This window comes from Secundilactobacillus kimchicus JCM 15530 (genome assembly GCF_001433995.1).
Classification (GTDB): domain Bacteria; phylum Bacillota; class Bacilli; order Lactobacillales; family Lactobacillaceae; genus Secundilactobacillus; species Secundilactobacillus kimchicus.
The window spans coordinates 37,975-62,300 of the sequence record NZ_AZCX01000001.1; the positions used below are offsets into that span (position 1 = coordinate 37,975).

The following is a 24,326-nucleotide window of genomic DNA, read 5'->3' on the forward strand; positions in this document are numbered from 1 at the left end:
ACCTCCTGTTGTTGATAGGTTCATTATAACTTATCTATTTGAAAACGCTTCTTTAACGAATCCAAAAAAACGTTTTGACGGGTTGTCAAAACGTTTAAAATTACCGGTCACGCGCTTTTAAAAGGTCGCGGATTTCGGCGAGGTACTGTTCTGTTGGTGTGGGTCCAGATGTCTCGGTCGGTTTTTTGGGCATTAACTTGTTGATTCCTTTGACCAATACGAAGACAACGAAGGCCACAATAATAAAGTTAATAATGGCGTTCAAAAATGCGCCATATCGAAAGTGGGCAGCGCCGACCGAGAAGACGAGGTTTGAAAGGTCGATTTTCCCCAGAAATAAGCCAATGAACGGATTAAGTAAGTTGGTCGTTAACGACGTCACAATGGCGGTAAAAGCGGAACCAATGATAACCCCAACGGCTAAGTCAATCACGTTACCACGGGCAATGAAGGCCTTGAATTCTTTTAACATGAGTTCACCTCAATTCTGTCTGCTTTCCCTTAGTTTACAAAAGTGATGGGGTAACATCAAGATTTTCGCTAACTGTTAACGGTCAATGGTTGAAATTATGTAAGTTTATTGCTATTTTTAGTGATGGAACCATTTGGATGTAAGGTTAAAGGACAATTAATGGCGTCGACACATGAGGTGCATTGACGGAGGTCAAATGGATGGAAACAATTGAACAACAACTACAACGAGCACAAAAAACAGGGCATTTAGTTGAACTTTATCGGTACGGCGATTCGAAGCATTTTTCAGTTGGTTATGTCGTTGTGAGCGATTCAAAATTTATGTTGTTTAAACAAGTGAGTACGGATGGCGCACTTGATGGTGCAGCTGTCATTCGATTGAACACAATTAGTCAGGTAAAAGACGCTTCAGATTATTTAACCGCATTAACAGCGTTGATTGCCCTGGCGCGTCAGAAAAATTTTTACGATATTTGGCATATTGACGATGTATTGAACCAGTTTGATTTTGATCAACATTCTATTCTCAAAACCGTGTTGAAATGGGCATTTAAGAATGACCGTGTCATTTCACTGGGCATCCATCCAGGAAAGCGAGAAGAGAAGTACACCGGCTTTGTTGGGGCTTTAAAGTCCAAGAAAGTGCATTTTAACTACATCGACCGAAGCGACTTGTCAGCACGTTGGGCAGTTAAATTAGCTTATGCGGATATCAACTACTTAGAATTTGCGAGCTTTGAAACGTATGGCGCAACGGCCATTATGGAACGGTTTATGGCAGCTGATTTTCATTAATTTATTGGAGGGTAACTGTTGAAAATACTCTACGGTGGTTTAGTCACACTTTTAGCTGCCCTGATTATGGGCGGTGCATTGTGGGTGACCAGGGCTGCTAACTTCCATGTCATGGTGTTGGTTTTAATCGGTGCCTGGGTTATAACAACCCTCTCTGTGACAGCCCTATATCTCGTTTTTGCGCCCCATTTTAAGCGGCGACGTCAAAACGATAGCGGCGATGATTCGACCGAATCTGAGACCAAATTATAAATTGGAGGGTGCGTATGGAACCTGAAATCAAGTCATCCCGCTCGCTATTAACCCGTTTGACTTTTTTCGTCGCGGGATTTGTTTTAATTCAGTGTGTTCAATTATGGTTACTAGCCATGCGGGCCATTAAGGCTAATCAAATCGGATTACAACTTACGGTGTCGATTGCCTATCTCGCTAGTTTTGGGTTGTTGATTTGGTTACTGGTCCGGGTTGTCAGCCAAGAACGAAAAGCGGCCATCTGGCACCGAATATCGGGCTTGGATGTGAAACTAGCAGTTGGCGGCTTCGTGGCTTTTTACGTGATTGAAATGGGATTGGGCACGTTAAACCAGCTCTTGTTTAACCAGCAACAAACCCAAAATACGCAGACGATTAATACGCTAATGGGTAGTAGTCCGTGGACGTTTTATCTCCTCGCGTTTTCGGCCACTTTTTTATCCCCGGTGATTGAAGAACTTCTGTTTCGGGGATATCTATTTAACGCCTTCTTCAAAAAAGACCAATTGTGGCTGCCGGTTGTTGTGAGTGGGGTCGTCTTTTCATTAGCCCATGCAAGCAGTAACCCCGTAAGTTTTTTAATTTACGCGTTGTTGGGGGCCATTTTAATGTGGGTTTATCGACAAACCGATAACTTAGCGACATCAATTAGCCTTCATTTTTTAAACAATTTTATTGCGATGGGTTTGACGATCCTGAACCTTAACCATTAAAAAAACGACCTCAGATGTCAAAATCTGAGGTCGCTTTTTTAGTGGTTTTGGATTAGGTGGTTATTTTTAACTCGGTCTAATTCTGTTTGGAGGCGCTCAAGTTGGTCATTCATCGCGTCGTATTCGGATTGTTTCATGCCAATTAAATCAATACAGTTGTTGACGCGACTGTAAACGGCGTCCCGTTGTTCGAGCGCGTAGTCGGTTAAGGTAATATCAACTTGACGCTCATCTTCTTGATTGCGGTTTCGGTTGACCCAACCTAACTTTTCCAGCCGTTTAAGTAGCGGCGTTAGGGTCCCACTGTCGAGATTGAGGCGTTTGCCCAAGTCTCGAACGGTCATGGGAGACTTTTCCCATAGAATTAACATGGTGATGTATTGGGGATAGGTCAGCTTAAATTCGGCCAGCGCGTCCTGGTAAAAGTGGGTGAACTTCTTACTAGCTGAGTAAAGGGCGAAGCAGAGTTGTTCGTCAAGTAAGCGGGGAGTTGGTTCGTTCGCCATTCAGGGGCCTTCTTTCTTTGATTGGGGGTTCGAAATAGATATGTCTATGGTACACAACTGAATTGCATCTGGCAACCTTGCTTTGGGTATTGTATGAAAAAAGCGGGATCTTGTCGACTAATCTGCTCTGGTTTTCAACGCCAAACAAAAAAGCCCGCAGCAGCGGACTCACCCAGGTTGAATCGGTTACTTATAAACGTCACCGTTTGTTGGGTCGTAAGTTAGACCAAGTGCGTTAACAACGTGGACGAAAATGGTGTGTTTCGTTGAGTAGATGGTGTCAATCACCGTTTTGATTGTGTTCATTCTGATTCACCCCCAATAAATCAATCCAACAAATAATCTAACATTCTATTGGTCATCGTGTCAAGAAGTTGATTGTACGTCACGCGTTCATTTCCCATAACGGGCTAAAATACGGTATGATGGGTTTACCCTTTTTAGGGGGGAGAAATAGAAATGTCAATTTTTGCTTTAATCATGGCGGTTATTGTGGCCGTTGAGCACTTGTTTATTTTGTGGTTAGAGATGTTTAATAGTAACAGTGAAATGGCCTCAAGGGCGTTTGCAGTGCCCCGCAAGCTATTGCAAGTCACCGAGGTCCAAACACTGTTTAAAAATCAAGGGCTCTATAACGGTTTCCTAGCAGTGGGCATTATTTTTGCTTGTTTTTTAAGTGATCCAATTCGGAAGGTCATGGTTTTATACCTAGTGGGCTGTGTTGTGATTGCAGCTATCTATGGTGCGATGACAGCTAGCAAACGGATTATTCTGATTCAAGGCTTACCTGCAGTTATCGCTTTTTGTCTTGTTGCCGTCGCTTGGTAGTCAAGACCTTTAATCAAAATAGGACAGCCGGTCGCGGTTTGAGACACTCAAATCGATGACTGGCTGTTCTTATTTTTTGAGGGTTAATCATCAAACGCATCATCTTCAACCCAGTAGCGGGTAGCGCTTCCAGATTTAACAAAGCGAATTCGGTAGTACGTCTCGTGCTCCAAATCACCATCACGTTCGCGCGTTGTGACCCTTGCTTTCCGATCGACATAGACCCGTTTTGAGCGATTTAAGCGGATTTTTTTCCAACTGGTCATTTTCAGCCGATAACCGGATTCAGGCACGTGGTTGAACAGTCGCGATTCACGGTATTCGTCACCAAGTGGCCAAGCAGCAGTGATGCGGCTGTAGTGAACGCTGGTTTTCTGGGCTGCGGTGACGGCCGGATCGATTCCCGAGGCGGCCATAATTCCTAGGGAGGTGCTGGTCATTAAGCCAAGACCAAGTACCACTTTAAGGCCAGTGAGCGTTGTTTTTTTCATTTTAGGGCACCTCCAATGACTGACAGTCTTCTCAACACCTGCATTCTACCAATCCCTCACGCTAGAAGATAGAAAAAAGCACCTTATTTTACGGGAGCTCATCCTTTTGCAATGATTCGTTGAGCCTTTGTTACACCTTTGTAAACCGTTATTAACATCGGCCGAGTAACCTATAACGTAATCAAAGGAGGGAATACAATGAAAACAATCGCTCATTTTATGAGTTTTGCGGCTTTCATGGTCTTAAGCGGTTGCTTGTATTTAACAGCCTTACCACAACAGGCGCAAGCGGCAAGCGATACCTCATCGTTCCAAAAAGGCCGAACCTCACAGTCAACGCGCCGGATTACGGTCAAGAAAGGCGATCGACTACACGTCGTGATTAACGCCAATACATCGGACTTAACACCTAGTCATCGCACGTTTAAATATCGGATTTTTAAAAATGGTGACGCCGTTAAAGCTGCCTACGCAAAAAATGGTCACGTGACAAAAACATTCAGTGTCAAACCAGGTCAATACTCGGTTCGAGCTTACGACGCGCAAAATAAGCTCCTATTTTCCGGGGGCGTTTCCGCTTCGGATCATCCGCATTTTCTATAAACTAAATCACTGGTACTAATAACGGTCTGGCTCGCGCTAGGCTGTTTTTTTCGGTATAATGAAATTCATGATCAAAAGGGGGGCCTGCTGATGTTTATGTCTACGGGGAGTTACAGCCAGTCACACATTGTTAAAGGCGTGGTCACAGCCACGAGCCATACCATGTTGACGTCTGAAAAACCAGATGACTTTGACCGGTTTGACGACTTATTCGAGGAAACCAAGCAAAAGCTTTTCCAAAAAGCGGCCGCAATGGATGGGGATGGTGTCATTGACGTATCATTCAATACAGAAGTAGTTCGGATGAACGTTGCACCCAAGTTCTTAGTTGTCCATGGTTTTGGAACGGTCATCACCATGATTAATGAGTAGGGGCCGTGATTAAATTAGTCAAGACCACACATTACTTGAATTTGGGGCTTTACAAATTAATTCGTCATAGTGTATGATTATTGATGTTGTCAACTGCCCCGATGGCGGAACTGGCAGACGCGCAGCGTTCAGGTCGCTGTTTGGGAAACCAAGTACAGGTTCGAATCCTGCTCGGGGCATATTTAAATTAAATAGGGTGACATGACAAAAATAGGAACGCCGCTAGAGCAATGTCTAGCGGCGTTCCTATTTTTTAATTTCAGGGAGATTCAGGTAGTTTTACAAGCTTATGGGTCCTCTCAGAAACTATGAGCATATCTTATTAACCCTTAATTGAACTTTCCGCGAAGTCTTTAACCCAATTCCGAAAGTAATTAGTAATTACATAGTCTATTATTTTGATTGATAGATAATCCACACAAGTTTAGTGACGAAATTGGCAGTCAGAAATTGTGACCCTTTTTTTAAAGCTCTCAGGCTCAACCGAACTTGCCGGGTTCTCGGCCTAGTAAAATTGCACGTGAAAGCAACCTCTTTAAGAGGGGGTAAGTACATTCCAAACGTTGACAGGTATAAGGTGTTTTTTCCGTCCCTACTTAATCGTTTAAGTGTTGAATGGCGTAATTCGCCTGTTCTTCGGTAAATTGGTCACCGGCTTTCGCAGTGAGTTGCATCTTGAGTCGTGATTCGGAAAGATTTTGTATTTGTTGATAGTCTTTGGCTTTTGCTAAAGCATTTTGATTCCAGTCCACTTTTATATGATTGACTGCGTACTGCGCAAGCTTCGAGTCAATAGCGTCTCCGTAGCTTGTTTTTAATGTCAGCATGTGGTAGATTCTTTTTTTCGAGGCTTTCATGACATCTGAGTAAGATTGTGCCTTTTTTAAAGCCAACCGATATTCAAGCGGTAGTTTTTTTCGACTGCTAGAAGTGGCTGCTTTGTTCTCATTTTTTTGCGTCCCTGATTCAAGGGTAGTAGTTTTCTGAGGACTGGTAGATGCCTGACTTACTTTGCTGGTATTGTCAGACTGCGTAGCTGAGGTGCTACCGCACGCTGTCAGAGTTAGTGTTGCTAAGACTAAGAGCGTCCCTGCAAGCGTTATAGTTTTTCGCATCTTGAAACCTCCAAAAGAGTTTTTTTAATCTGTTTTTTTATAATTTTACATTAAGTGTTCGATAATTAAAATAGTATTTTTTGTAAATTGGTCTATAACCGAGTAAAATATAAAAAAAGAGTCTAAAACTCTAAAAAAGAGTCTAAAACTCTGAAGTGCCATATAAAAGTTAGACAAGTTTAAGTTTAGTTACGCCATGATGGCCTGATTCCTGTATTCAACAGGGGTTAGGCCATTTTTGTTCATTGAGACCCGTTCGTTATTAAACTAATAGACGTGTCGGTTACTGCTGTGACGAGTTCACTAAGGTTTTCAATACGAATCCGATTTAAACACTCTCGCTTCAGGAGATTAAAGAAACTTTCGATTAGCGCATTGTCATGACAGTTGCCTTTGCGCGATATTCATTTCTTCAAGCGCCTTGCGGTAAGCCTTTTGGCGATACTGCCACCCTTGGTCAAAGTGTAATATTATTTCTAAATCTGGTCTTATACGCACTTTAAGCTCTGCCAGGGTATCGTCAATTAGCTGCATGTTTGGCGAGCCACTCACTTTGGCCGTAATGACTTCACAGCTCGCTTCATCGGTCACACAGAACAGATAACCCCAGCTACCATCAATGAGTTTAACTTTCGTCACGTTCGTGTGAAACACGGTTAGGGGCGTTGTGGCGTTAAACTTCGGTTTGATGATATTGGGTGCCGTTTGCCCACGGGCCCCTTGCATGATGAATACTTAGCGCTGTTCCTGTTTTTTGGTTCCGTCTTGCACAGAAAATATCTTTAGAGTGTTCCATCTTGACACTGGATTTGACTTCCCTTTGTTAATTTAACCACGCAACACCGACATTCAAGTAGGTAGCAAACAGGATCCAGAAAAGGTAGGGAACCAGCAACCAAGCTGCAAGGTGGGAAGTTCGATTGAACTTTGCGATGGCCATGATGACGAGGCCATCTAATAGGACGATGATAACGAAACTTATCCAGTAAGCTGCAGCCCCGAAAAAGATGATGCTCCAAAAGAAGTTAACGGTTAATTGACCAAAAAATAAGGTGATATTAAGTGGTCGTTCATGGTTGGTAGATTGGCTGACGGCCAGGTATCCTGCGACCCCGATTAGGGCGTATAGAATTGACCAAACAGGTCCAAAGATGAAATCAGGGGGTGACAGCGGCGGTAGCAGCAAACTGTTATAAATTTGTTTGACGTTGCCCGAAAATAGCGACGATACGATGCCAACCGCTTCAGTCATTATGACAAACAGCAGCAAGTACAACCAGTTAATGTTGCTTTTTTGACTAGTAGTCATCATTATCACTCCTTTAAATTAAGGGTAACATGATGAAAACAAATACTGAAATTTATTAATGAGCTTTTTATTCTGAACCGTTTTGGTGGTGCGTTAAGCCAAACAATTTTGGTTACTTTTCATTGATTGGTTCGACCTGAGGTTTTTCTATCAGCTTCTCAGTCACCATTTCAGGAAACCAGATGGCGATTTCATTAGCTGCGTTTTCACGGCTGTCGGAGGTGTGCACGATGTTGCGTAGAATGCCGTCGGGGTACTGGTGGGCGAAGTCACCGCGGATTGTACCGGGTGCGGATTCAATTGGTCGGGTGTTGCCGGCCATGTTATGAACAGCCTTAACAACGTTGGTACCGGTCACCACAATTGCGACAATTGGGCCTTCTTGCATATAGGTTTCAATTTCATGGAAGAAAGGTTTGGCGACTTGTTCCACATAATGGCGTTTTAACTGATCAGTTGTGGCGTTAACAACCTTAAGAGCAGCAATTCCGTATCGTTTCCGTTCAAAGCGGGTAATGATTTCGCCGATGTGACCTTCTGCCACACCGTCGGGTTTAACGAGGACTAATGTTTTTTCAGTATCGACCATTCGACCCATCTCCTTTTTAGTTCTTACCATCATTATACCTGTTTCTTATTTTGAAATTACGACGAAATTTTGCTTTTTTTGTGATTTTTCCTCATCAAAATCCAACCCCCTAAGTGGCGTGGAATATCGTATAATAATTTTAAAACGACGGAGGTCAGACATGCGACTCACAATTGAGGATTTTACGTATATTAATCATCAGGTGCAACAAATCAAAGCGACGCCAACAGCTGAATTAACGGATGAGGTGGGATTAAGTCACCTGTTAACTAAAATTCAAGAAACGCCAGCCACCGAAGCTGACGTGGTGCAGCAGGCGGCAACGGTGTTAACACAACTCCTTGATCACCCGGTATTTGCGGCTGGCAACCTTGCGACGGCTGTCGTGGCCACCATTGCCTTTTTGCGCGCCAGCGGGTATGAAATTACGGAACACGTCCCTGGCTTTTTCATTGCGTTAACGGATCAGCCCTTGGACGCGACTAACGTTTCATCTGCTTTAGCACCGGCTCTTCGTGAAATTGAGGCGCCTAATGACGCGATCCATTCGGTTTTCACCGATGAGTGGGTATTGGCAACCGTCAAGGCATTAGCAGATTAGCCATTCAAGCGTGAGCATTTCAATTCGTAACTAAATAAAGCTTGGCGGATGAAGTTTCCCGTCAAGCTTTATTTGTTAGTCAGCACGAGTCAAACTGACCGTTAAAACATTGTCAGATGTTGTGTCATAACTGGCCAGAATCCCGTTGACAACGTCGGAAGCAGGACCGTGAGTCGAGGTGGAGCGGTGGTAGGTATTGATCCAAGTTCCAAGAGCCTCAAAGCCGAACTCAAACCCCTCAAAAACCTGCATGTACTCAGTGGACTGAGGTTTTGTTGTTTGGATGGTGATTTTGGTCACGCGCTGGTCGCTAATGACCATCGATAATTTGATGGGCGCAGTAGCAACGAGCGTTTGAGTGCCATCAGCCGTCTGGGTCGGGAGTTTATAAGGCGCCAACCGCATGTTGTCGTTATAAATGGTTGAGACGTAGTCATACGTCCCTAAGTCGTGTTCACCAAGGTGTTGGGTCATTTTTATGCCTCCTAAGGTCAATTGTAGTCACTATAAATTTGAGCTTAGTGTACCGCAACGACCTCAAAGCGCAAGCAAAGTGTTTCAAGCACTTCTGGTTTGGTTTTTACCAGCTTTATGCTATTCTCAAATTAAAATATGAGAAACGAGGCGAACAAAATGGAATTAACGCAAACGGATTTTGATATTTTGGATGCCATTCAAACGGGACGGGTGGCGGCAGGGACAAGTCCTAGTCACTTTGTGGATTACTGTGATAACGAAATTGGTGGCGACCCGCGACCACTAATCCAAGCGGGATATATTGATGCAGAACCGTATATCAATGGGCTAACCGACAAGGGCAAGGCTGCTTGGGAGGCTTTTAAAAACGTTCAAAAATAGCCAAACAATTGAATTTGACAACGTGGCGGCAGCCAAGGCCCAGATTTTACGCCAATTTGATTGGTGGCAGATGATGATTGGCTATACAGAACGTCAAATTCGCGATTACCAGTCTTTCAATACGGGGCTATCCTTTTCCCGTGATCTTCGGCGGGATGTGACTCGGACTTATCAGCAAGCGAAGGGGAACGTTCCGCACACTCGTGCTGGCAAACGGTTGAAAAGGTTGTTTCTGGAAATTTTGCAGGTTTTATCAAATCAGATCCTATCGGTGCCAAAACGGGATCTGGTTTACGACGATCTCGTCCGGTTTAAAGATCAGTTAGTTGAAGCAAAACGCCTGATTACGACAAACTAGCGAGAATCAAATAGCGCGTCAGTCCGAATGCTTCAGGCTGACGCGCTATTTGTTGACCACGGCAAGGTGGTGATGGCCGGTTAAACTTCCTTGGAGACGTGATAAGCTTGGCCGGCGTCTTTTTCATTGTTATGAGTGACTTCGTTATCAGCCAAGAAAATATCGAAATCATGGTTGTCAACGCCCTTTACCACGAGCACATGGCCTTCTTGAACCTGGTTTTTATCGCGATAAATCTGGGCTGTCCGGACTGCTTCGTCGTAGTCGTGAAAGTTCCCGATAGAATCGCCTGGGTTGAAGAAAATTAGATTGTCCATAGTATCCCCACCATTTCTTTTTTTATTCGTTTGGCTTAACTAATATTATACCGCAAAAACGCTTTCAGTGGCGAAAACGCGATTGTTAGTGGCCCGATTTTAAAGAAAAGATTATGGCCCGTCATGTTTAGTAGTATTGTGCGCTATTTTTTGCTAAAATGTAGTCTGGTTTAGCGGCAGAATGTCGCTTTTATTTATGTAAATAAAAAATGAGAGAATAAGAGGTAAACAATATGTGTGGTTTTGTTGGTTATGTTAATCAATCAGACGTCGCTAGCGACACGATTGTTAAGATGGCGAATCGCATCCGTCACCGGGGTCCGGATGACGAAGCATATTTTGAAGGAAAAGGTGCAACAATGGGGTTCCGGCGGTTGTCCATCATTGACTTAGCTCATGGGAAGCAACCAATGTACAACAAGGACCAGACAAAGGTGTTGACCTTTAACGGTGAAATTTATAACTACCAAGAAGTTCGTGAAGAGTTAAAGGCTTTGGGGTACGAATTTAAAACGGACGTTGACTCAGAAGTCTTGATTCACGGTTATGATGCTTGGGGGCCAGACCTGTTACAAAAGCTCCGTGGCATGTTTGCCTTTGCCATCTATGATGAAGCAAAGGATGAAGTTTTCGGTGCCCGGGACCATTTTGGGATTAAACCTTTGTACTACTATGACGATGGTCAGAGCTTTCTCTGGGCGTCTGAAATTAAAGCGTTCCTAGATCACCCAAAGTTTGTGAAAGAATTTAACAAAGATCTGTTGGCCATCCACCTGAGTTTTGAATTTATTCCGTCCAAGGAAACCATGTTCAAAAACGTGTACAAGGTGTTACCAGGCCACTACTTCATTCACAAGAACGGGCAGACCGAAACGCATGAATATTACCACTTTAACTATGATCATATTGACGATACGCAAACAATCGATGATGATGCGGCAAAAATTCGCAAAATCGTCGATGATTCGGTTGATGCGCATATGATCGCCGACGTTGAAGTTGGTAGCTTCTTATCAAGTGGGATCGATTCAAGTTATGTCTTGAATGAAGCCGCTAAGTTGAAGCCAATTCAGTCGTTTTCACTTGGATTTAACGATTCAAAGTACAGTGAATTGAGTTGGTCAACGGAATTCGCAAAGGAAATCCACCAAGCCAACACGCCACTGACGATGACTGGCGACGACTATTTCGACATCCTACCAACCATTATGTACTATATGGACGAACCACTTTCTAACCCTTCAGCAATGCAACTTTACTATCTGTCGAAGGGCACCCGGGAGCACGTGAAGGTTGCCCTTTCAGGGGAAGGGGCTGATGAGTTCTTTGGGGGATACAATACCTACCTTGAAGCCAAGCCATTTGAAACTTACCAAAAATGGGTACCAAAGCCGATTCGAAAGGGTCTCGCTAAAGCAGTCGTTAACTTGCCACGGTTCCACGGGCGCCGGTTCCTCGTTCGGGGGGCGCAACCGTTAAGTGAACGTTATTACCGGGTGAACTACGTTTTTGATTATCATGATCGTGACGTTATTTTGAAGGATTCATCCCTAAACCGTGATGCGGGTGCGTACACCCAACACATCTTTGACGACGTTGCCGGTAAGGATGAGATGACGCAGATGCAGTATTTTGACATCAACACCTGGTTGCCGTATGACATCTTGCATAAAGCGGATCGGATGAGTATGTGCAACTCGCTTGAAGTCCGGACACCGTTGGTCGACAAAGAAGTGGCCAAGTTTGCGGCCACGATGCCGATTAAGACGCGAATTCGCGGGACTGAAACAAAGGTCTCACTGCGAACTGCCGCAGCTTCAGAGTTACCAGAACGGGTGGCTAACAAAGAAAAACTCGGGTTCCCATCACCAATTGCGACCTGGATTAAAGAAGACAAGTATCGTCAGCGCATCGAAGAAGCCTTTACTTCTGATGTGGCTGAGAAGTTCTTCAATACGGATGCCTTGATGAATATTTTGCAAGAACACGTGAATGGTAAGTCAAGCATGCAAAAGATCTTTACGATTTACACCTTTATCTTATGGTACCAAGTGTACTTCCCGGAAGAGACTTCTGCTGACACCATCAGCAAGGTTCACCGGACAGATATCGATAAAATTAAAAAAGTAAGTTAATGAATGAAACCGACCTTTAAAACGCGGCACCAGTAGTGGGCCGGTTTTGAAAGTCGGTTTCTTTTTTGCGTGAAACGTGAAATAATGGTGGTTAGACAATTATTGAACGAGCTGGAGATGAAAAAGCCATGTCGCTTGCGATGACCCAAGTGTTGACTTTATTAAAGGAACATCATTTATTAAAAACTGTGACTGGCACGGCGCCAAATGAGGCGTTTGCAGCAGTGACGTACGATTCACGGCAGGTAAAGCCCAAAACGTTGTTTTTCTGTAAAGGGAATTTTAAGCCGAGCTATTTGACGAGTGCTAAGAAAGCGGGCGCAACCGCCTACGTCTCCGAAACCGCGTATCCAGAAGGGACGGGCCTGACAGCAATCATTGTATCAGACGTCCAAAAGGCTATGGCGTTACTTGGTGCAGCCTTTTACGATTATCCCCAAAACGAACTGTTTATCGTTGCTTTCACGGGGACGAAGGGAAAAACGACGTCAGCTTACTTTACCCATGCCATTTTGCAACATGCAACAAACGGTAAAACGGGTCTGTTTTCTACCATTGATCGGGTATTGGGACCACGGCCAGGTGACCGTTTTAAGTCACATTTAACTACGCCAGAATCGCTCGACCTATTCCGCGATATGCGGACCGCTGTCACAAACGGTATGACGCACTTAGTGATGGAAGTGTCCTCACAAGCCTACAAGAAAAATCGAGTTTACGGGCTGACTTTTGACGTAGGAATCTTTTTGAACATCAGTCCCGACCACGTTGGTCCAAATGAACACCCAACATTTGCCGACTACCTTCACTGCAAGGAACAGTTACTGGTGAACAGTCGGAAGTGCATCATTAACGCTGAGACGGACCATTTCCAGGATGTCTATTATGCGGCTAAGACCTCAACACAACCCGAAAACGTATATTTGTATGGTCGCCAGGGTTCAGTAAAAGATATCGTTGTCGACGTGACATTTAACAATCAGGAAGAGACCCTCCACGAGAGTGACTTCGTTGTGACCGGCGCAAGTGAAAAGGGGACTGCTCTTGGGATGGCTGGCGCCTACACGTTACACTTGCCAGGTGATTATAATGAGAGTAACGCCGTTAGTGCTGCCATGGCCGCCACTTTGGCGGGTGCGAAACCAGCGGAGATTAAGCAAGCGCTGGTGGATGTTCACGTGCCTGGACGGATGGAAATGATTGATACGCCGAACCATGGGACAATCTATATTGATTACGCCCACAATTACGCTAGCATGAAAGCATTGCTGAGCTTCTTACGCCAGCAAACTGATGCTGGTCGGGTGATTGTCGTCGTCGGCAGTACCGGAGACAAGGGCGTCTCTCGTCGCAAAGGGTTTGGCCAAGCATTGAGCGAAGAAGCAAACGTGGCCATCTTGACCACCGATGATCCGGGCTTTGAAGACCCCCGCAAAATCGCGCAAGAAATTGACGCCCATATTGACCATGACCGGGTGAGCGTTCAATACGTCATGGACCGCAGTCAGGCGATTCGGACGGCTATTGAGATGAGCCGCGCTGATGACATCGTGGTATTAGCTGGGAAGGGCGAAGACGCCTACCAAAAAATCAACGGGGTCGATACTCCATATGCAACTGATGTCACAGTTGCGAAAAACGTTGTGAAGGAGCTTTCATGATTATGAAGAACCAACCAAATTTTACGCCAATTTTACTTGGGAGTGACTTTAACGTCTACGGAATGGCCCGCTCCTTTTATGAGTTATATGGTCAGCCGGTTAAGGCAATCGCCTCGATTCAATTAGCACCGACACGATTCACGAAAATTGTGGATTTAGAACTAATTGACGGTTTTGATGAAGATCCGGTTTGGATTGAATCCATGCGCAAAATCAAGACCCGCTATCAAGATCACGACGAACCCGTTATCCTGATTGGTTGTGGTGACGGTTACGCGGAGCTTATTGCTAAGCACAAAGACGAGCTAGCTGACACGTTTGTGTGTCCATACATTGACTACGATTTGTTGAAACGGTTGAACAACAAGGAACGGTTTTATGAAATCTGTGATCAGTATGGGTTACCATATCCGGCAACCCGGACAATTTCAAAAGCTGATCATGATAGTGACCAGTCGATTGAGCAACCGTTTGACTACCCAGTTGCGTTAAAACCGGCCAATAGTGTGGAATGGTTAGACGTCCATTTTGAAGGCCGGAAAAAAGCGTTCCGGATTCAAAGTCGTGAAGAATTTGATCGCGTCATTAACTTGGCTTATGAAACCGGGTATACATCTGATTTTATTTTACAGGATTTCATTCCAGGCGATGATAGTCATATGCGGGTCCTGAACGCTTACGTGGATCAAAACCACCATGTCAAAATGATGTGTCTGGGCCATCCATTGTTGGAAGATCCAGCGCCATCAGCCATCGGTAATTACGTTGCCATTTTGCCAGAATATAATCAAGCCGTCTACGATCAGATTCAAACGTTCTTGGAGGCCATTAACTTTACTGGTTATGCTAACTTTGATATGAAGTACGACGCGCGCGATAAGACCTTTAAGTTGTTCGAAATTAACCTACGGCAAGGCCGGAGCAGTTTCTTTGTGACCTTAAACGGATACAACCTTGCCGATTGGGTGGTTCAGGATTATGTCACTCAGACATTAGCTGATCAACCAACGGTTTATGGGAACCAGGATCCAAACAAGCACGCCCTGTGGTTGGGTGTTCCGGTTAAGACGTTTAAAAAGTATGCCCGCGAAAATGCGGACAAAGACCACGCGATGGCGTTAATTAAGAATAAGCGCTATGGGACAACGTTTGCTTATTCAAAGGATATGAATTTAAAACGGTGGGCGCTCATCAAATGGATGAACCATAACTACGTTAAAAACTTTGACCGCTTCTTTGCTGAAAATAAGGGGTGAGACGATGAACCATTTCTTTACAATTATTGGTGGTATGGGGACCATGGCGACTGAGAGTTATATTCATCAACTTAATTTGCGGACCCCAGCACACCAAGATCAAGATTATTTGGATTATATTTTGGTTAATCATGCGACCGTTCCTGACCGCACCACGTATATTTTGGATAATAATGCCGCGAGTCCTGTGCCACCGCTAGTCACTGATTTTAAGCGGTTGTCGGCCCTGAAACCAGATTTTTTCACGTTACCGTGCAACACGGCCCACTTTTTCTTTGATCAGTTTCAAGCAGCGACTGACATTCCGATTTTACACATGCCGCGCGAGGCGGTTGCTGATATTAAACTGAAGTATCCGGCAGCTAAGAAGGTTGGCCTCGTTGCGACGCGTGGGACCATCACGGATGGTATTTACGATCGTGAGATTCTAGCGGCCGGATATGATCTTGCAAAACCGACTGAAGCGATTCAAAAAAAGACGGACCAATTAATCTATGACAACATCAAAGACAATAACGTCGTCGATCGAGCGCTATTCCATGGCCTGGTCCAAGATATGTTTACTCAATTTGACTGCGACGTCGTTATTTTGGGATGTACGGAACTCTCCCTGGCTCAGGAAAGAGAACCAATCACTGAGTTGCCAATTATTGATAGCCAGTCAGTGCTGGTTGATCAAACGTTAAAGTTAGCCTTGAAACAACAAAAAAATATCTCGTATCAACCTTAAGCCTTCACAAAAAGGGACCAGTTTCAGTTCGCATCAAGCATTACGCGAACTGAAACTGGTCCTTTTTTACCTTAATGACCCCATCCGAGCCATAGGCCGAACCCGGCGGTTAGAATTAAAACGATTGCGAGTGTCCAAACAAGGCCGCTAGCCAAGCTGCGTTCTTGTTTGCGACCGAATGCAATCTCAATCAGAGCAATAACGGCTAAGCCGAGGAGGGCTTTGACTGAAATCAACACGGGACTGTACTGAAATGTTCGAATGACTAAGATAACGCCACTAATTAAAATTAACAGATACAAAAATCGGTCGAGAATCAACCACTGCGCAATTCGTTTTTCTTCTTTGCGAGTTAGGCCAATTATTGTAATTGGCACAAGCAAAATAAAACTAACAAGATGGATAAGTAACCACATACTAAACGCCTCCAACGTTTTGCATTAAACGAGTTGTTCCAAAGAATAGTATAACCGACTTGAGAAAAGTTTCCTAGTCACGCTGAGGTAACCAACCATACCAATTTTCAAGGCCTCAGAATGTCTGAAAAATGGCTTGAAATTCCGAATTTAGTTTGGTAATATTTTCACATCACGAAGTAGGGGGAGACCATTATGGCAGAATTAAAAGTAGGTAATTATGTAAGGGGGAAGCGGTTCGGCAAGTTCGAACATGATTTCAAAGGTGAAATTGAAAAAATCTATGAAAACTCAGTTTTGATTCATATCTTAGAATGCGACGCAGCTGATCAGTTATTGGTAACCGAATTCAATGACCGGGCAATTGTTCGCAAAGCGGACGCTGAACTACAAGAAGCTTCCGCGTAGGAAGTTTATTCATTTTAGCGGGCCGGTCTCGTGGTTCCTAGCGACTTTATGCAAAAAGTTCCAATAAACTACTGACAACAATGAATGAATATGATACTATAGTATTTGTTCTTGCGGGTGTAGTTTAGTGGTAAAATCCAAGCTTCCCAAGCTTGTGTCGCGGGTCCGATTCCCGTCACCCGCTTAATAATTCAGGAACTATTGAGGCGCCATTCGTGGATGGATGGCGCTTTTTTGTTTGCAACGTATTTGTGATTACAGAAAAATATAATTTAATTAAACTTAACCTACCCCTATTATAACGAATTATGACACAGAAAAAATTTAACTCTTCTGGAATAAGCAAAAATAGGAAGGGACGTTTTTCATGTCGAATAACGGGAAGAGATACTCAGAAGAAACCAAATCCATGATTATTAAGATGTTCCGCAAAGATCATAAATCGGTTAATTCATTGGCGAATGATTTGAAAAGCCAGCTTAACCGGCACGTAAGCCACAAATGCTTCCCACTTCTAAAACAATAAAATCTAGGACTAAAATGACGCCTAATGATGAAAATGATCGAGTACAAAACGAATAATCAAGACGAGTAAACCTGAAATTCCAGAAAAATAGCCTAATCCGACTAGATAGAACGGTTCGTGAAGATAACCGTTGGCGTCTATTGTCGTTGGACTCATCACCCTAATTGCAAAAAGAACGATAGCTAATAGTATTAGCCCGATGCTAAGGATTAGTAATTTATGGTAACGTCGGTTTAACATATTGAATTCCTCCTTCTGAAGAAATTTTGACAGGATAAAGCCTTAATGCCAATTGATTTGTTTCTAAGCTAAAAGGAAAACCATTTCAAAAAAATTTTGTGACGAGAATGGTGTAAATTATGAAGAATAATCTCCAGCAAAAGCAACTGAATGATTAGATTAAAAATATTTCGTTTGCGTTATTTTACTTTTCGACGGAGTTATCAGTTAACACTGATAAAAAGACCAAATCAACTCAGTTTAAGCATGCCGTTTTCTACTATATAGACCGTTTTGGTGAGGGCATCGGCCTCTTGCTGATGGTGGGTAATGAGTAAGAGTTGGATGTTTTTATCCGCAACGATTTTGTTAACCAGCTCTAGACAGGCCTGTCGGGTTGCTTCATCTAATCCGTTAAAGGGTTCATCAAACAATAGTAGTGCTGGATTGACAATCAAGGCGCGGCCCATGGCCACCCGCTGCTTTTCGCCACCCGATAAAGCGCTGATTTGCCGGTTCAAAAGGTGTTCGATATTGAGATAATTAGCGATTTCCGTCACTTTTTGACTGATCGTTAATCGATCAACGTGGCTAACGGATAGTCCAAATCCTAAATTTCCGGCGACCGTTAAATTAGGAAACAGGGCTAAGTCTTGGGGAAGATAGCCGATTCGCCGTTGTTCGGTTGGAACATTTTCCCAGTTTACGCCATTAAAGACGATGGTTCCGTTATCAACGGGCAAGAGACCACAAATACACTTAAACAGTGTGGTTTTTCCGGCGCCACTTGGGCCCATGATCGCCGTAATGGGTTGGTCAAAGGTAGCGGATAACGTCCATTTTTGAACACCAAGTACTTTGGAGAAATCAATGGTTAGCGTCATTTGTTGATCACGTCCTTTTTACCCAATAATTGAATGACGAGTAGCGCCACGAGTCCGATAAATAAGTTCACGACAGCTAAGTAGACGGCCATCTGCGTTCGACCGTCTTGAATGAGAAAGTAGATGCTGGTTGAGATGGTATCCGTTTTGTTCTGAATATAGCCGGCGACCATCAGGGTTGCACCAAATTCGCCTAAAGCCCGGCAAAAGCTGAGAAGGATGCCAGACAGCATTACTGGCCAGCAGTTAGGAAGGATGATTCGAAAAAAGCGTTGTAGGGGCGTCGCCGATAGCGTCTTGGCTACGTCTATCAAACTTTGATCAATGGTTAGAAAAGCCGACTTGACTCCTTGATACATGATGGGCAGAACCACAATGGTTGTGGCGATGACTGCGCCGGTTAAAGTAAAGATCACGCTAAAGTTAAACCGGTCCCATAGAAACGCCCCTAAGCCTGAGTTGCGGCCTAACGTATTCAGTAAAACAAGACCAATGACGGTTGGTGGTAGGACCATCGGGAGGGTTATAACAATTTCAACAATCGTTTTATATATTCCGCGTTTATTTGATAACGAAAAACTGATTGGAAGCGCTATAAAAAATGCTATAATGGTGGCGCAAGTGGCAATCGTCATTGAATGGATGATTGGCATAAAAAGCTCCTTAGGAGGATATATGATGAAAAAGACAACGATGCTGAAGGTTTTACCCATTGCCATCGGTGCCATCCTGTTAACCGGCTGTGGAAAGTCTGCCGCAGATAAGTCTGAAAAGACCACTATTCATGTTTCGGCAGCAGCGAGTCTAAAAGATTCAATGACCGATATTAAGGCCAAATTCGAAAAGAAAAACGCTAATATTAAGGTTGATATTGATTATGCCGGTTCTGGTCAAATTGTGCAACGGGTAAAATCTGGAGCACCAGTTGATGGCGTGCTGCTGGCTAGTGAAGCGGATAGTAGCGCGTTAACAAAGGCTAAACTAGCCAGTGACCAAACCAAGTTTGCGGGCAATGAACTGGTTATTGTCGCCAACAAAAAAGCCAAAGTGGATACATTGACGGCTAGTCAGGTAAAAAGTTACCTCAAAGGAACGGATAAAATTGCCATTGGAAACGTGGATTCGGTTCCCGCTGGCGAATACGCGAAGCAATCCCTCACAAATTTAAACTTATACACGGCTTTGAAGAATCAGTACGTCGGAGCCCAAGACGTCCGCCAAGTACTGTCATACGTTGAATCAGGCAATGCGCAGGCTGGATTTGTCTACCAGACGGATGCAAAAATCTCGAAAAAAGTCAAAGTTATCTATAAAGTGCCAGCTAAGCTCCACGATGCCATTGGTTACTACAGCGACGTTGTGAACGATAGTAAAGTTAAGGATGAAACCAACAAGTTCCTGGCGTATCTGCAAACGGATACGGCCGAAAAGATCTTGGCGGGTTATGGTTTTAAGATTTAAAACCTGCTTTTAATGACAATTAGAATCGTCAGCAAGCAGTACTACTTTTATATAGTACTGTTTTTTGTTATCTGACAACGTTATCAATCGGTCTCTGCGATACTTAGCCAGTAATGGGCGGATATGCCAATTGACAGTTGAGGGGTGAATAATTGTATAATGTCACGGAAATAGGTTTAAAATAAAACGGTATATTTTCTGAAAGAAGGCCAAATCTTGGGTACCATCATTTTCCTGTTTTTAGCCGGTGTCGCAGCCGGCCTATTAGCCTCAACTGCTGGCCTGGCTTCCGTTGCCTCTTATCCTGCGTTGTTAGCAGTCGGACTACCACCAGTCTTGGCCAATGTCACGAATACGGCGGCCTTAATTTTTTCTGGTTTGGGGGCGATTACGTCTTCAATCAAAGAATTGCGGGGTCATTGGCGGCAAGTTAGTCTGTTTGTTGCCCTATCATTGTTTGGCAGTGTCGGTGGCAGCTGGCTATTGTTGGCGGCACCAGCTGAGTCTTTTGAGAAGGTCGTGCCCTTTTTTATTTTAATTGCGGCGTTGATGTTACTCATATCAGGGCGTGAGACGGGTTCATCCTCATCCAAGGATGCGTTAAAGGCGGCGCGTCAGCATCCACTTAAACGGTTCTTAATACTTCTGGCAAGTTATTTGGGGATTGTTCTTGTTGGTGCGTATACTGGTTACTTCGGTGCAGCAGGCGGGGTATTATTCTTAGCGTTTCTGTCGGTGATTTTGGATGATGACTTTGCAGTGGTTAATGCGATTAAAAACGTCATTGCGTTTGCTGGTAATTTCGTGGCCACCGTTATTTTCATTTTTCGCTCGCATATTGTGTGGCATTTTGTGTTGGTGATGGGGATCGGCTTATTTATTGGCGGCTACTTGGGACCGGTAATTGTCCGTCATGTGAATATTAAATTATTGCGATCATTGATTGCGCTTGCGGCGATTGTGCTGGCTATTGATTTGTTCGTAAAAGCTTATTTTAAATAAGTTGTTGACATCATGCCCAATTTCGGGCATACTACAATAACGGTAATGATTACGATTTAAATCCAGGAGATGACTAGAATGGCAGTACCCGCAAGACGAACTTCCAAAACAAAGAAGAACAAGCGCCGCGCTCATCAGAAGTTAAGTGCCCCAGCGATTCACTGGGATCCCAAGCAGGGTGAATATACCCTCAGTCACCATGTCTCGCCAACCGGGTTTTACAATGGTAAGAAAGTCTTAGACCGGTAAATTCCATTTGATACCGGTTTCATGCCCGCTAACGCTAACGTTGGCGGGCTTTTTTTGATTTCGTCTTGGTTGCAGATTTTACGTATTCACCGTATGATAAATATCGTATGAATCTGAGACGACCCAAACGGGCCAGAGAATTGGTTGGGTGACAAATGGATAAATCAGAAAAGGTATCACCACAGGGAACATATCATCTTTCGAACAATCACCACATGACAATTCAGTGGGGGAAGTTTGTCCGGGGAGAGGACGTCCCAGCCACTGAGGCGAGCGTCAAGGATAAGTCTTCTATTGTCGGCCGAATTGGCATTCAAATGCTGGCGTGTGGCACTGGGGCGTGGCGGGTGCGTGACGCCATGAACCGAATCGCTCGAATATTGGGCGTCACTTGCTCGGCTGATATGGGACTAACGGCCATTGAATATACTTGCTTTGACCCAGATCACAGTTATTCACAAACATTGGCGCTGCCTAACACCGGGGTGAACACAGACCGGCTGAATACATTGGAGCATTTTGTGAATGACTTTGAAACCAAGTACGCCCATCTGACAATTCAACAAATTCACCATCTGATGGATAACATTCAAAAGACCCCGGGAAACTATTCACCACTGATGGCTGGTCTTGCAGCAGCGTTGGCGTGTGCCGCCTTTATTTTTTTACTTGGTGGGGGTCCTGCCGAAATGGTGGGCTGTTTCTTTGGCGCCGGGGTTGGCAATTATACCCGGCGAAAAATGATTGATCGTCACGTGACGACGGTTGCGAATACGGCAGTCGGCGTTGCGTTAGCTTGTCTGGTTTACCTGGTGATTTTTAAAGTCCTACAATATAACTTTCAAATCAGTGGCCATCATGAAGCAGGCTATATTGGAGCCATGTTGTTTGTGATTCCGGGTTTTCCGTTCATTACGAGCATGCTGGATATTTCAAAGTTAGACATGCGTTCGGGACTAGAGCGCTTGGCTTATGCCATTATGATCACTTTAATTGCGACATTGGTTGGCTGGTTGGTAGCCTTAATCGTTCATTTTAAGCCAGAGGACTTTGCCTCATTAGGTCTCGGCGTTGTGCCACTAATGTTGTTGCGAATTCCGGCTAGTTTTTTCGGGGTCTATGGGTTCTCCATGATGTTTAACAGCACCCAGAAGATGGCTATTACAACAGGGTTAATCGGAGCTGTAGCGAATACGTTAAGACTGGAGCTGGTCGACTTAACCTCAATGCCAGCCAGCGCCGCCGCTTTCATTGGCGCATTGGTTGCCGGGTTACTCGCTTCGGCGATCAACCGCTATAACGGCTATCCACGGATTTCGTTAACCGTTCCAGCCATCGTGATCATGGTGCCAGGCTTATACATTTATCGTGGTGTTTATTACATTGGATTAAATGCGATCGGCATTGGGGCCCTTTGGCTGACCAGAGCTATTTTAATTATTATGTTTTTACCTTTCGGATTATTTGTTGCCAGATTCTTATTTGATCGGGATTGGCGTCATTTCGATTAGATCAAAAGTGGGACAGGTGGCTTGAATGACCAAGATGTGGGCGTTTTAGCCATCGAAACTGGTTTTTAGGTAGAATGGACTTATTCAAGGGACGATTGTCTCATTAGGATAAGTCCATTTTTTATGGTCATTGTGCTATGGTTAGACTAAAACTTGTAGGGGGTATATGGTGACACGAGAAGAGATTGTTCAAGCAATTCAAACAGACCCACAAAATAAGCGATTTACCGAACAGGGGGTTAAGCCCTTGTTTCATGTCGACCCGTCAGCCGAACTCTTAATTATTAGTCAGGCTCCGAGTCGCCGAGCACAGGAGTCCATGGTCTTTTGGGATGATAAAAGTGGTGACCGGTTGCGTGATTGGATGGGGGTGACAAAAGATCAGTTTTATAACAGCGGTAAAGTTGCAGTCTTACCGTTAGACTTTTATTATCCGGGGAAGGGTCCTCATGGGGATTTACCACCGCGCAAGGGATTTGCTGAAAAATGGCACGAGCCGTTGCTGACGCTCATGCCTAATATTGCATTAACACTTTTAATTGGTCAGTATGCCCAACGGTATTATTTAGGTCAATCCCGAGAGCCAACCTTAACGGCAACTGTCGAACACTTTGACCAGTATCTGCCAAAATACTTTCCCCTGGTACATCCGTCACCCTTAAACCGGGGGTGGCTAAAGCAACATCCTTGGTTTGAGACGTCGGTTGTGCCGACTTTACAATGGCACGTTTTGCCTATCTTTTCTGTTTGATTGATCCATAAGCTAATTCGTTGACGAATTTTAAAATTCAGGCATAATGAGGCCAACAGTACAAAGGAAGGGCAAAAATATGACCAAACTTAGCATTGTGGTGCCGACTTATAATCTTGGATCGTATCTCGACAAAACGTTACAAACCTTAAAGCAACAAACTGTTGATTTTGAGCTCTGGCTTGTAGATGATCACTCTACCGATAAAACAGCACAAGTTGCCCAAAAATTTACAGCGGGAATTCCGAACTTCCATACAGTGGTTTTTGATCACCATCAAGGCGTCTCCGTGGCTCGCAATTATGGAATTGCCCACAGCACGGCAGATGCGATTGCCTTTGTTGACGGTGATGATTTAGTGACGCCGGATTATGCCCAAACATTGATTACGGGTTTTACAGCGGGCGTGCCTGCAGTCGCGGTTGGTTACGAGTGGTGGCGGCCATCGGATCGCGAATCTGATCGATATGAGACACTGAATCAACGGCAGATGTTTGATCAGGTGAGTCGGCGCGGTACGGCCGTTGGCGGATACATCTGGAATAAAGCTTATGATCGGCAGGCCATTGAAAAGATCGGACTTCGTTTTGATGAGCACCTCACCATTGCAGAAGACTATTTGTTTACGGCAACGTTTGTGGCCAAAACACCAGGCCAATATCGATTTGACCCAGCTGTGAAGTACAAAAAAGTGAATCGAGCGACGAGTACCATTCATACTCGTTCGTTTAAAGACCGATCAGTGGAAAACCAAATATTCAACCAGATTGATGAGATGGGGCGCTATTTTTGAAGTAATTGTATAGCGAAATTTGTATTATTGTGCTATGCAAAAAGCGTTTTAACAGTAGTATCTTGGATCAGCTTTTAGCTGGTCTTTTTTATATCCATGAGTTGTCGATGAGTCGTAATCAAACGATTGTGCAAAACCGTTTC

The 24,326-nt window shown here is 44.2% G+C and carries 34 protein-coding genes, 2 tRNA genes and 1 pseudogene; 22 read left to right on the plus strand and 15 right to left on the minus strand.

Going from position 1 to position 24,326, the window contains the following annotated elements; all coding sequences use genetic code 11:
• Positions 1-100: 100 nt before the first annotated feature.
• Positions 101-472, minus strand: coding sequence for a large-conductance mechanosensitive channel protein MscL (mscL, locus tag FC96_RS00190; RefSeq protein WP_056941578.1), 372 nt, complete (start codon positions 470-472; stop codon positions 101-103).
• 200 nt (positions 473-672) lie between these two features.
• Between mscL and FC96_RS00195 the strand changes: the two genes are divergently transcribed.
• Genes FC96_RS00195 through FC96_RS00205 form a run of 3 tightly spaced genes read left to right on the plus strand, consistent with a single transcriptional unit; the run spans position 673 to position 2,234 of the window.
• Positions 673-1,269 (plus strand): hypothetical protein, encoded by a 597-nt coding sequence (locus FC96_RS00195; protein ID WP_056941579.1) that lies wholly within the window; start codon positions 673-675, stop codon positions 1,267-1,269.
• A gap of 18 nt (positions 1,270-1,287) precedes the next feature.
• The gene (locus tag FC96_RS00200; RefSeq protein WP_054660329.1) at positions 1,288-1,521 is read left to right on the plus strand and encodes a hypothetical protein; all 234 of its coding nucleotides are present in this window, start codon (positions 1,288-1,290) and stop codon (positions 1,519-1,521) included.
• 14 nt (positions 1,522-1,535) lie between these two features.
• Positions 1,536-2,234, plus strand: coding sequence for a CPBP family intramembrane glutamic endopeptidase (locus tag FC96_RS00205; RefSeq protein WP_056941580.1), 699 nt, complete (start codon positions 1,536-1,538; stop codon positions 2,232-2,234).
• A gap of 38 nt (positions 2,235-2,272) precedes the next feature.
• On the opposite strand, the gene FC96_RS00210 is transcribed toward FC96_RS00205, so the two are convergent.
• Positions 2,273-2,740, minus strand: coding sequence for a MarR family winged helix-turn-helix transcriptional regulator (locus FC96_RS00210; RefSeq protein WP_054660333.1), 468 nt, complete (start codon positions 2,738-2,740; stop codon positions 2,273-2,275).
• Positions 2,741-3,199: 459 nt separating this feature from the next.
• On the opposite strand from FC96_RS00210, the gene FC96_RS00215 reads away from it, so the two are divergent.
• Entirely contained in the window at positions 3,200-3,568 is a 369-nt protein-coding gene (locus FC96_RS00215; RefSeq protein ID WP_056941581.1) for a DUF1304 domain-containing protein, read from the plus strand.
• An 83-nt stretch (positions 3,569-3,651) separates the two neighbouring features.
• On the opposite strand, the gene FC96_RS00220 is transcribed toward FC96_RS00215, so the two are convergent.
• Positions 3,652-4,059 (minus strand): hypothetical protein, encoded by a 408-nt coding sequence (locus tag FC96_RS00220; protein WP_056941582.1) that lies wholly within the window; start codon positions 4,057-4,059, stop codon positions 3,652-3,654.
• A gap of 198 nt (positions 4,060-4,257) precedes the next feature.
• Here FC96_RS00220 and FC96_RS00225 point away from each other — a divergent pair, with 198 nt between their 5' ends.
• From FC96_RS00225 to FC96_RS00235, 3 genes are all read left to right on the plus strand, one after another.
• Positions 4,258-4,662: a hypothetical protein gene (locus FC96_RS00225; protein WP_054660337.1), complete on the plus strand. Its 405-nt coding sequence runs from the start codon at positions 4,258-4,260 to the stop codon at positions 4,660-4,662.
• Between the two features lie 90 nt (positions 4,663-4,752).
• Positions 4,753-5,034 carry a hypothetical protein gene (locus tag FC96_RS00230; RefSeq protein ID WP_054660339.1) on the plus strand — a complete coding sequence of 94 codons (282 nt, stop codon included), beginning with the start codon at positions 4,753-4,755 and terminating at the stop codon, positions 5,032-5,034.
• A 95-nt stretch (positions 5,035-5,129) separates the two neighbouring features.
• Positions 5,130-5,213, plus strand: a tRNA-Leu gene (locus tag FC96_RS00235).
• Positions 5,214-5,630: 417 nt separating this feature from the next.
• On the opposite strand, the gene FC96_RS00240 is transcribed toward FC96_RS00235, so the two are convergent.
• From FC96_RS00240 to ndk, 6 genes and pseudogenes are all read right to left on the minus strand, one after another.
• Entirely contained in the window at positions 5,631-6,149 is a 519-nt protein-coding gene (locus tag FC96_RS00240) for an Ltp family lipoprotein (protein ID WP_056941583.1), read from the minus strand.
• Between the two features lie 189 nt (positions 6,150-6,338).
• Positions 6,339-6,416, minus strand: a pseudogene (locus tag FC96_RS13255) (IS3 family transposase); the annotation flags it as partial.
• On the minus strand, positions 6,392-6,553 hold the full coding sequence (locus FC96_RS13260; protein WP_156403131.1) for an integrase core domain-containing protein: 162 nt from the start codon (positions 6,551-6,553) through the stop codon (positions 6,392-6,394). The gene FC96_RS13260 and the pseudogene FC96_RS13255, both read right to left, overlap by 25 nt.
• A complete protein-coding gene (locus FC96_RS00245; RefSeq protein WP_056941584.1) occupies positions 6,528-6,875 on the minus strand; it encodes a DDE-type integrase/transposase/recombinase in 348 nt (115 codons plus the stop codon). Before FC96_RS00245 ends, FC96_RS13260 begins: the two co-directional genes overlap by 26 nt.
• A gap of 97 nt (positions 6,876-6,972) precedes the next feature.
• Positions 6,973-7,461, minus strand: a complete 489-nt coding sequence (locus FC96_RS00250; protein WP_082593107.1) for a TspO/MBR family protein — start codon at positions 7,459-7,461, stop codon at positions 6,973-6,975.
• Between the two features lie 109 nt (positions 7,462-7,570).
• Positions 7,571-8,047 (minus strand): nucleoside-diphosphate kinase, encoded by a 477-nt coding sequence (gene ndk, locus FC96_RS00255; protein WP_056941586.1) that lies wholly within the window; start codon positions 8,045-8,047, stop codon positions 7,571-7,573.
• A 160-nt stretch (positions 8,048-8,207) separates the two neighbouring features.
• Between ndk and FC96_RS00260 the strand changes: the two genes are divergently transcribed.
• Positions 8,208-8,648, plus strand: a complete 441-nt coding sequence (locus FC96_RS00260; RefSeq protein WP_054660345.1) for a hypothetical protein — start codon at positions 8,208-8,210, stop codon at positions 8,646-8,648.
• Positions 8,649-8,723: 75 nt separating this feature from the next.
• Here the strand turns inward: FC96_RS00260 and FC96_RS00265 are convergent, their stop codons facing one another.
• Positions 8,724-9,122: a hypothetical protein gene (locus tag FC96_RS00265; RefSeq protein WP_054660347.1), complete on the minus strand. Its 399-nt coding sequence runs from the start codon at positions 9,120-9,122 to the stop codon at positions 8,724-8,726.
• A 159-nt stretch (positions 9,123-9,281) separates the two neighbouring features.
• Between FC96_RS00265 and FC96_RS00270 the strand changes: the two genes are divergently transcribed.
• Entirely contained in the window at positions 9,282-9,506 is a 225-nt protein-coding gene (locus FC96_RS00270) for a hypothetical protein (RefSeq protein ID WP_054660348.1), read from the plus strand.
• A gap of 22 nt (positions 9,507-9,528) precedes the next feature.
• The gene (locus FC96_RS00275; protein WP_054660350.1) at positions 9,529-9,864 is read left to right on the plus strand and encodes a hypothetical protein; all 336 of its coding nucleotides are present in this window, start codon (positions 9,529-9,531) and stop codon (positions 9,862-9,864) included.
• Positions 9,865-9,944: 80 nt separating this feature from the next.
• On the opposite strand, the gene FC96_RS00280 is transcribed toward FC96_RS00275, so the two are convergent.
• Positions 9,945-10,181 carry a hypothetical protein gene (locus FC96_RS00280; RefSeq protein ID WP_056941587.1) on the minus strand — a complete coding sequence of 79 codons (237 nt, stop codon included), beginning with the start codon at positions 10,179-10,181 and terminating at the stop codon, positions 9,945-9,947.
• Between the two features lie 233 nt (positions 10,182-10,414).
• Here FC96_RS00280 and asnB point away from each other — a divergent pair, with 233 nt between their 5' ends.
• The 4 genes from asnB (at position 10,415) to FC96_RS00300 (ending at position 15,963) form a co-directional block, all read left to right on the plus strand.
• Positions 10,415-12,316 (plus strand): asparagine synthase (glutamine-hydrolyzing), encoded by a 1,902-nt coding sequence (asnB, locus tag FC96_RS00285; RefSeq protein ID WP_056941588.1) that lies wholly within the window; start codon positions 10,415-10,417, stop codon positions 12,314-12,316.
• Between the two features lie 128 nt (positions 12,317-12,444).
• Positions 12,445-13,977, plus strand: coding sequence for a UDP-N-acetylmuramoyl-L-alanyl-D-glutamate--2,6-diaminopimelate ligase (locus FC96_RS00290; RefSeq protein ID WP_056941589.1), 1,533 nt, complete (start codon positions 12,445-12,447; stop codon positions 13,975-13,977).
• A gap of 2 nt (positions 13,978-13,979) precedes the next feature.
• On the plus strand, positions 13,980-15,233 hold the full coding sequence (locus FC96_RS00295; protein WP_054660527.1) for a carboxylate--amine ligase: 1,254 nt from the start codon (positions 13,980-13,982) through the stop codon (positions 15,231-15,233).
• A 4-nt stretch (positions 15,234-15,237) separates the two neighbouring features.
• Positions 15,238-15,963 (plus strand): aspartate/glutamate racemase family protein, encoded by a 726-nt coding sequence (locus FC96_RS00300; RefSeq protein ID WP_056941590.1) that lies wholly within the window; start codon positions 15,238-15,240, stop codon positions 15,961-15,963.
• Between the two features lie 71 nt (positions 15,964-16,034).
• On the opposite strand, the gene FC96_RS00305 is transcribed toward FC96_RS00300, so the two are convergent.
• Entirely contained in the window at positions 16,035-16,379 is a 345-nt protein-coding gene (locus FC96_RS00305; RefSeq protein ID WP_054660352.1) for a YisL family protein, read from the minus strand.
• A 195-nt stretch (positions 16,380-16,574) separates the two neighbouring features.
• On the opposite strand from FC96_RS00305, the gene FC96_RS00310 reads away from it, so the two are divergent.
• Both FC96_RS00310 and FC96_RS00315 read left to right on the plus strand, forming a co-directional pair.
• Complete coding sequence (locus FC96_RS00310) at positions 16,575-16,787, plus strand: hypothetical protein (RefSeq protein ID WP_054660354.1); 213 nt, start codon at positions 16,575-16,577, stop codon at positions 16,785-16,787.
• Between the two features lie 113 nt (positions 16,788-16,900).
• Positions 16,901-16,971, plus strand: a tRNA-Gly gene (locus tag FC96_RS00315).
• A 363-nt stretch (positions 16,972-17,334) separates the two neighbouring features.
• Here FC96_RS00315 and FC96_RS13225 read toward each other — a convergent pair.
• The 3 genes from FC96_RS13225 to modB form a co-directional block, all read right to left on the minus strand.
• Entirely contained in the window at positions 17,335-17,553 is a 219-nt protein-coding gene (locus tag FC96_RS13225; RefSeq protein ID WP_054660355.1) for a DUF3955 domain-containing protein, read from the minus strand.
• 230 nt (positions 17,554-17,783) lie between these two features.
• Complete coding sequence (locus FC96_RS00325) at positions 17,784-18,416, minus strand: ATP-binding cassette domain-containing protein (protein WP_056941591.1); 633 nt, start codon at positions 18,414-18,416, stop codon at positions 17,784-17,786.
• Complete coding sequence (gene modB, locus FC96_RS00330; RefSeq protein WP_215660860.1) at positions 18,413-19,069, minus strand: molybdate ABC transporter permease subunit; 657 nt, start codon at positions 19,067-19,069, stop codon at positions 18,413-18,415. The genes FC96_RS00325 and modB overlap by 4 nt, the downstream gene beginning before the upstream one ends.
• Before the next feature lie 25 nt (positions 19,070-19,094).
• On the opposite strand from modB, the gene modA reads away from it, so the two are divergent.
• From modA to FC96_RS00360, 6 genes are all read left to right on the plus strand, one after another.
• Positions 19,095-19,877, plus strand: coding sequence for a molybdate ABC transporter substrate-binding protein (gene modA, locus FC96_RS00335; protein ID WP_082593169.1), 783 nt, complete (start codon positions 19,095-19,097; stop codon positions 19,875-19,877).
• Between the two features lie 213 nt (positions 19,878-20,090).
• Positions 20,091-20,879, plus strand: coding sequence for a sulfite exporter TauE/SafE family protein (locus FC96_RS00340; protein ID WP_056941593.1), 789 nt, complete (start codon positions 20,091-20,093; stop codon positions 20,877-20,879).
• 78 nt (positions 20,880-20,957) lie between these two features.
• On the plus strand, positions 20,958-21,128 hold the full coding sequence (rpmF, locus tag FC96_RS00345; protein WP_056941594.1) for a 50S ribosomal protein L32: 171 nt from the start codon (positions 20,958-20,960) through the stop codon (positions 21,126-21,128).
• A 155-nt stretch (positions 21,129-21,283) separates the two neighbouring features.
• Entirely contained in the window at positions 21,284-22,639 is a 1,356-nt protein-coding gene (locus FC96_RS00350; protein ID WP_056941595.1) for a threonine/serine exporter family protein, read from the plus strand.
• A gap of 166 nt (positions 22,640-22,805) precedes the next feature.
• Positions 22,806-23,390: a uracil-DNA glycosylase family protein gene (locus FC96_RS00355; protein WP_054660359.1), complete on the plus strand. Its 585-nt coding sequence runs from the start codon at positions 22,806-22,808 to the stop codon at positions 23,388-23,390.
• A gap of 79 nt (positions 23,391-23,469) precedes the next feature.
• Positions 23,470-24,183: a glycosyltransferase family 2 protein gene (locus FC96_RS00360; protein WP_056941596.1), complete on the plus strand. Its 714-nt coding sequence runs from the start codon at positions 23,470-23,472 to the stop codon at positions 24,181-24,183.
• Positions 24,184-24,326 lie beyond the last annotated feature (143 nt).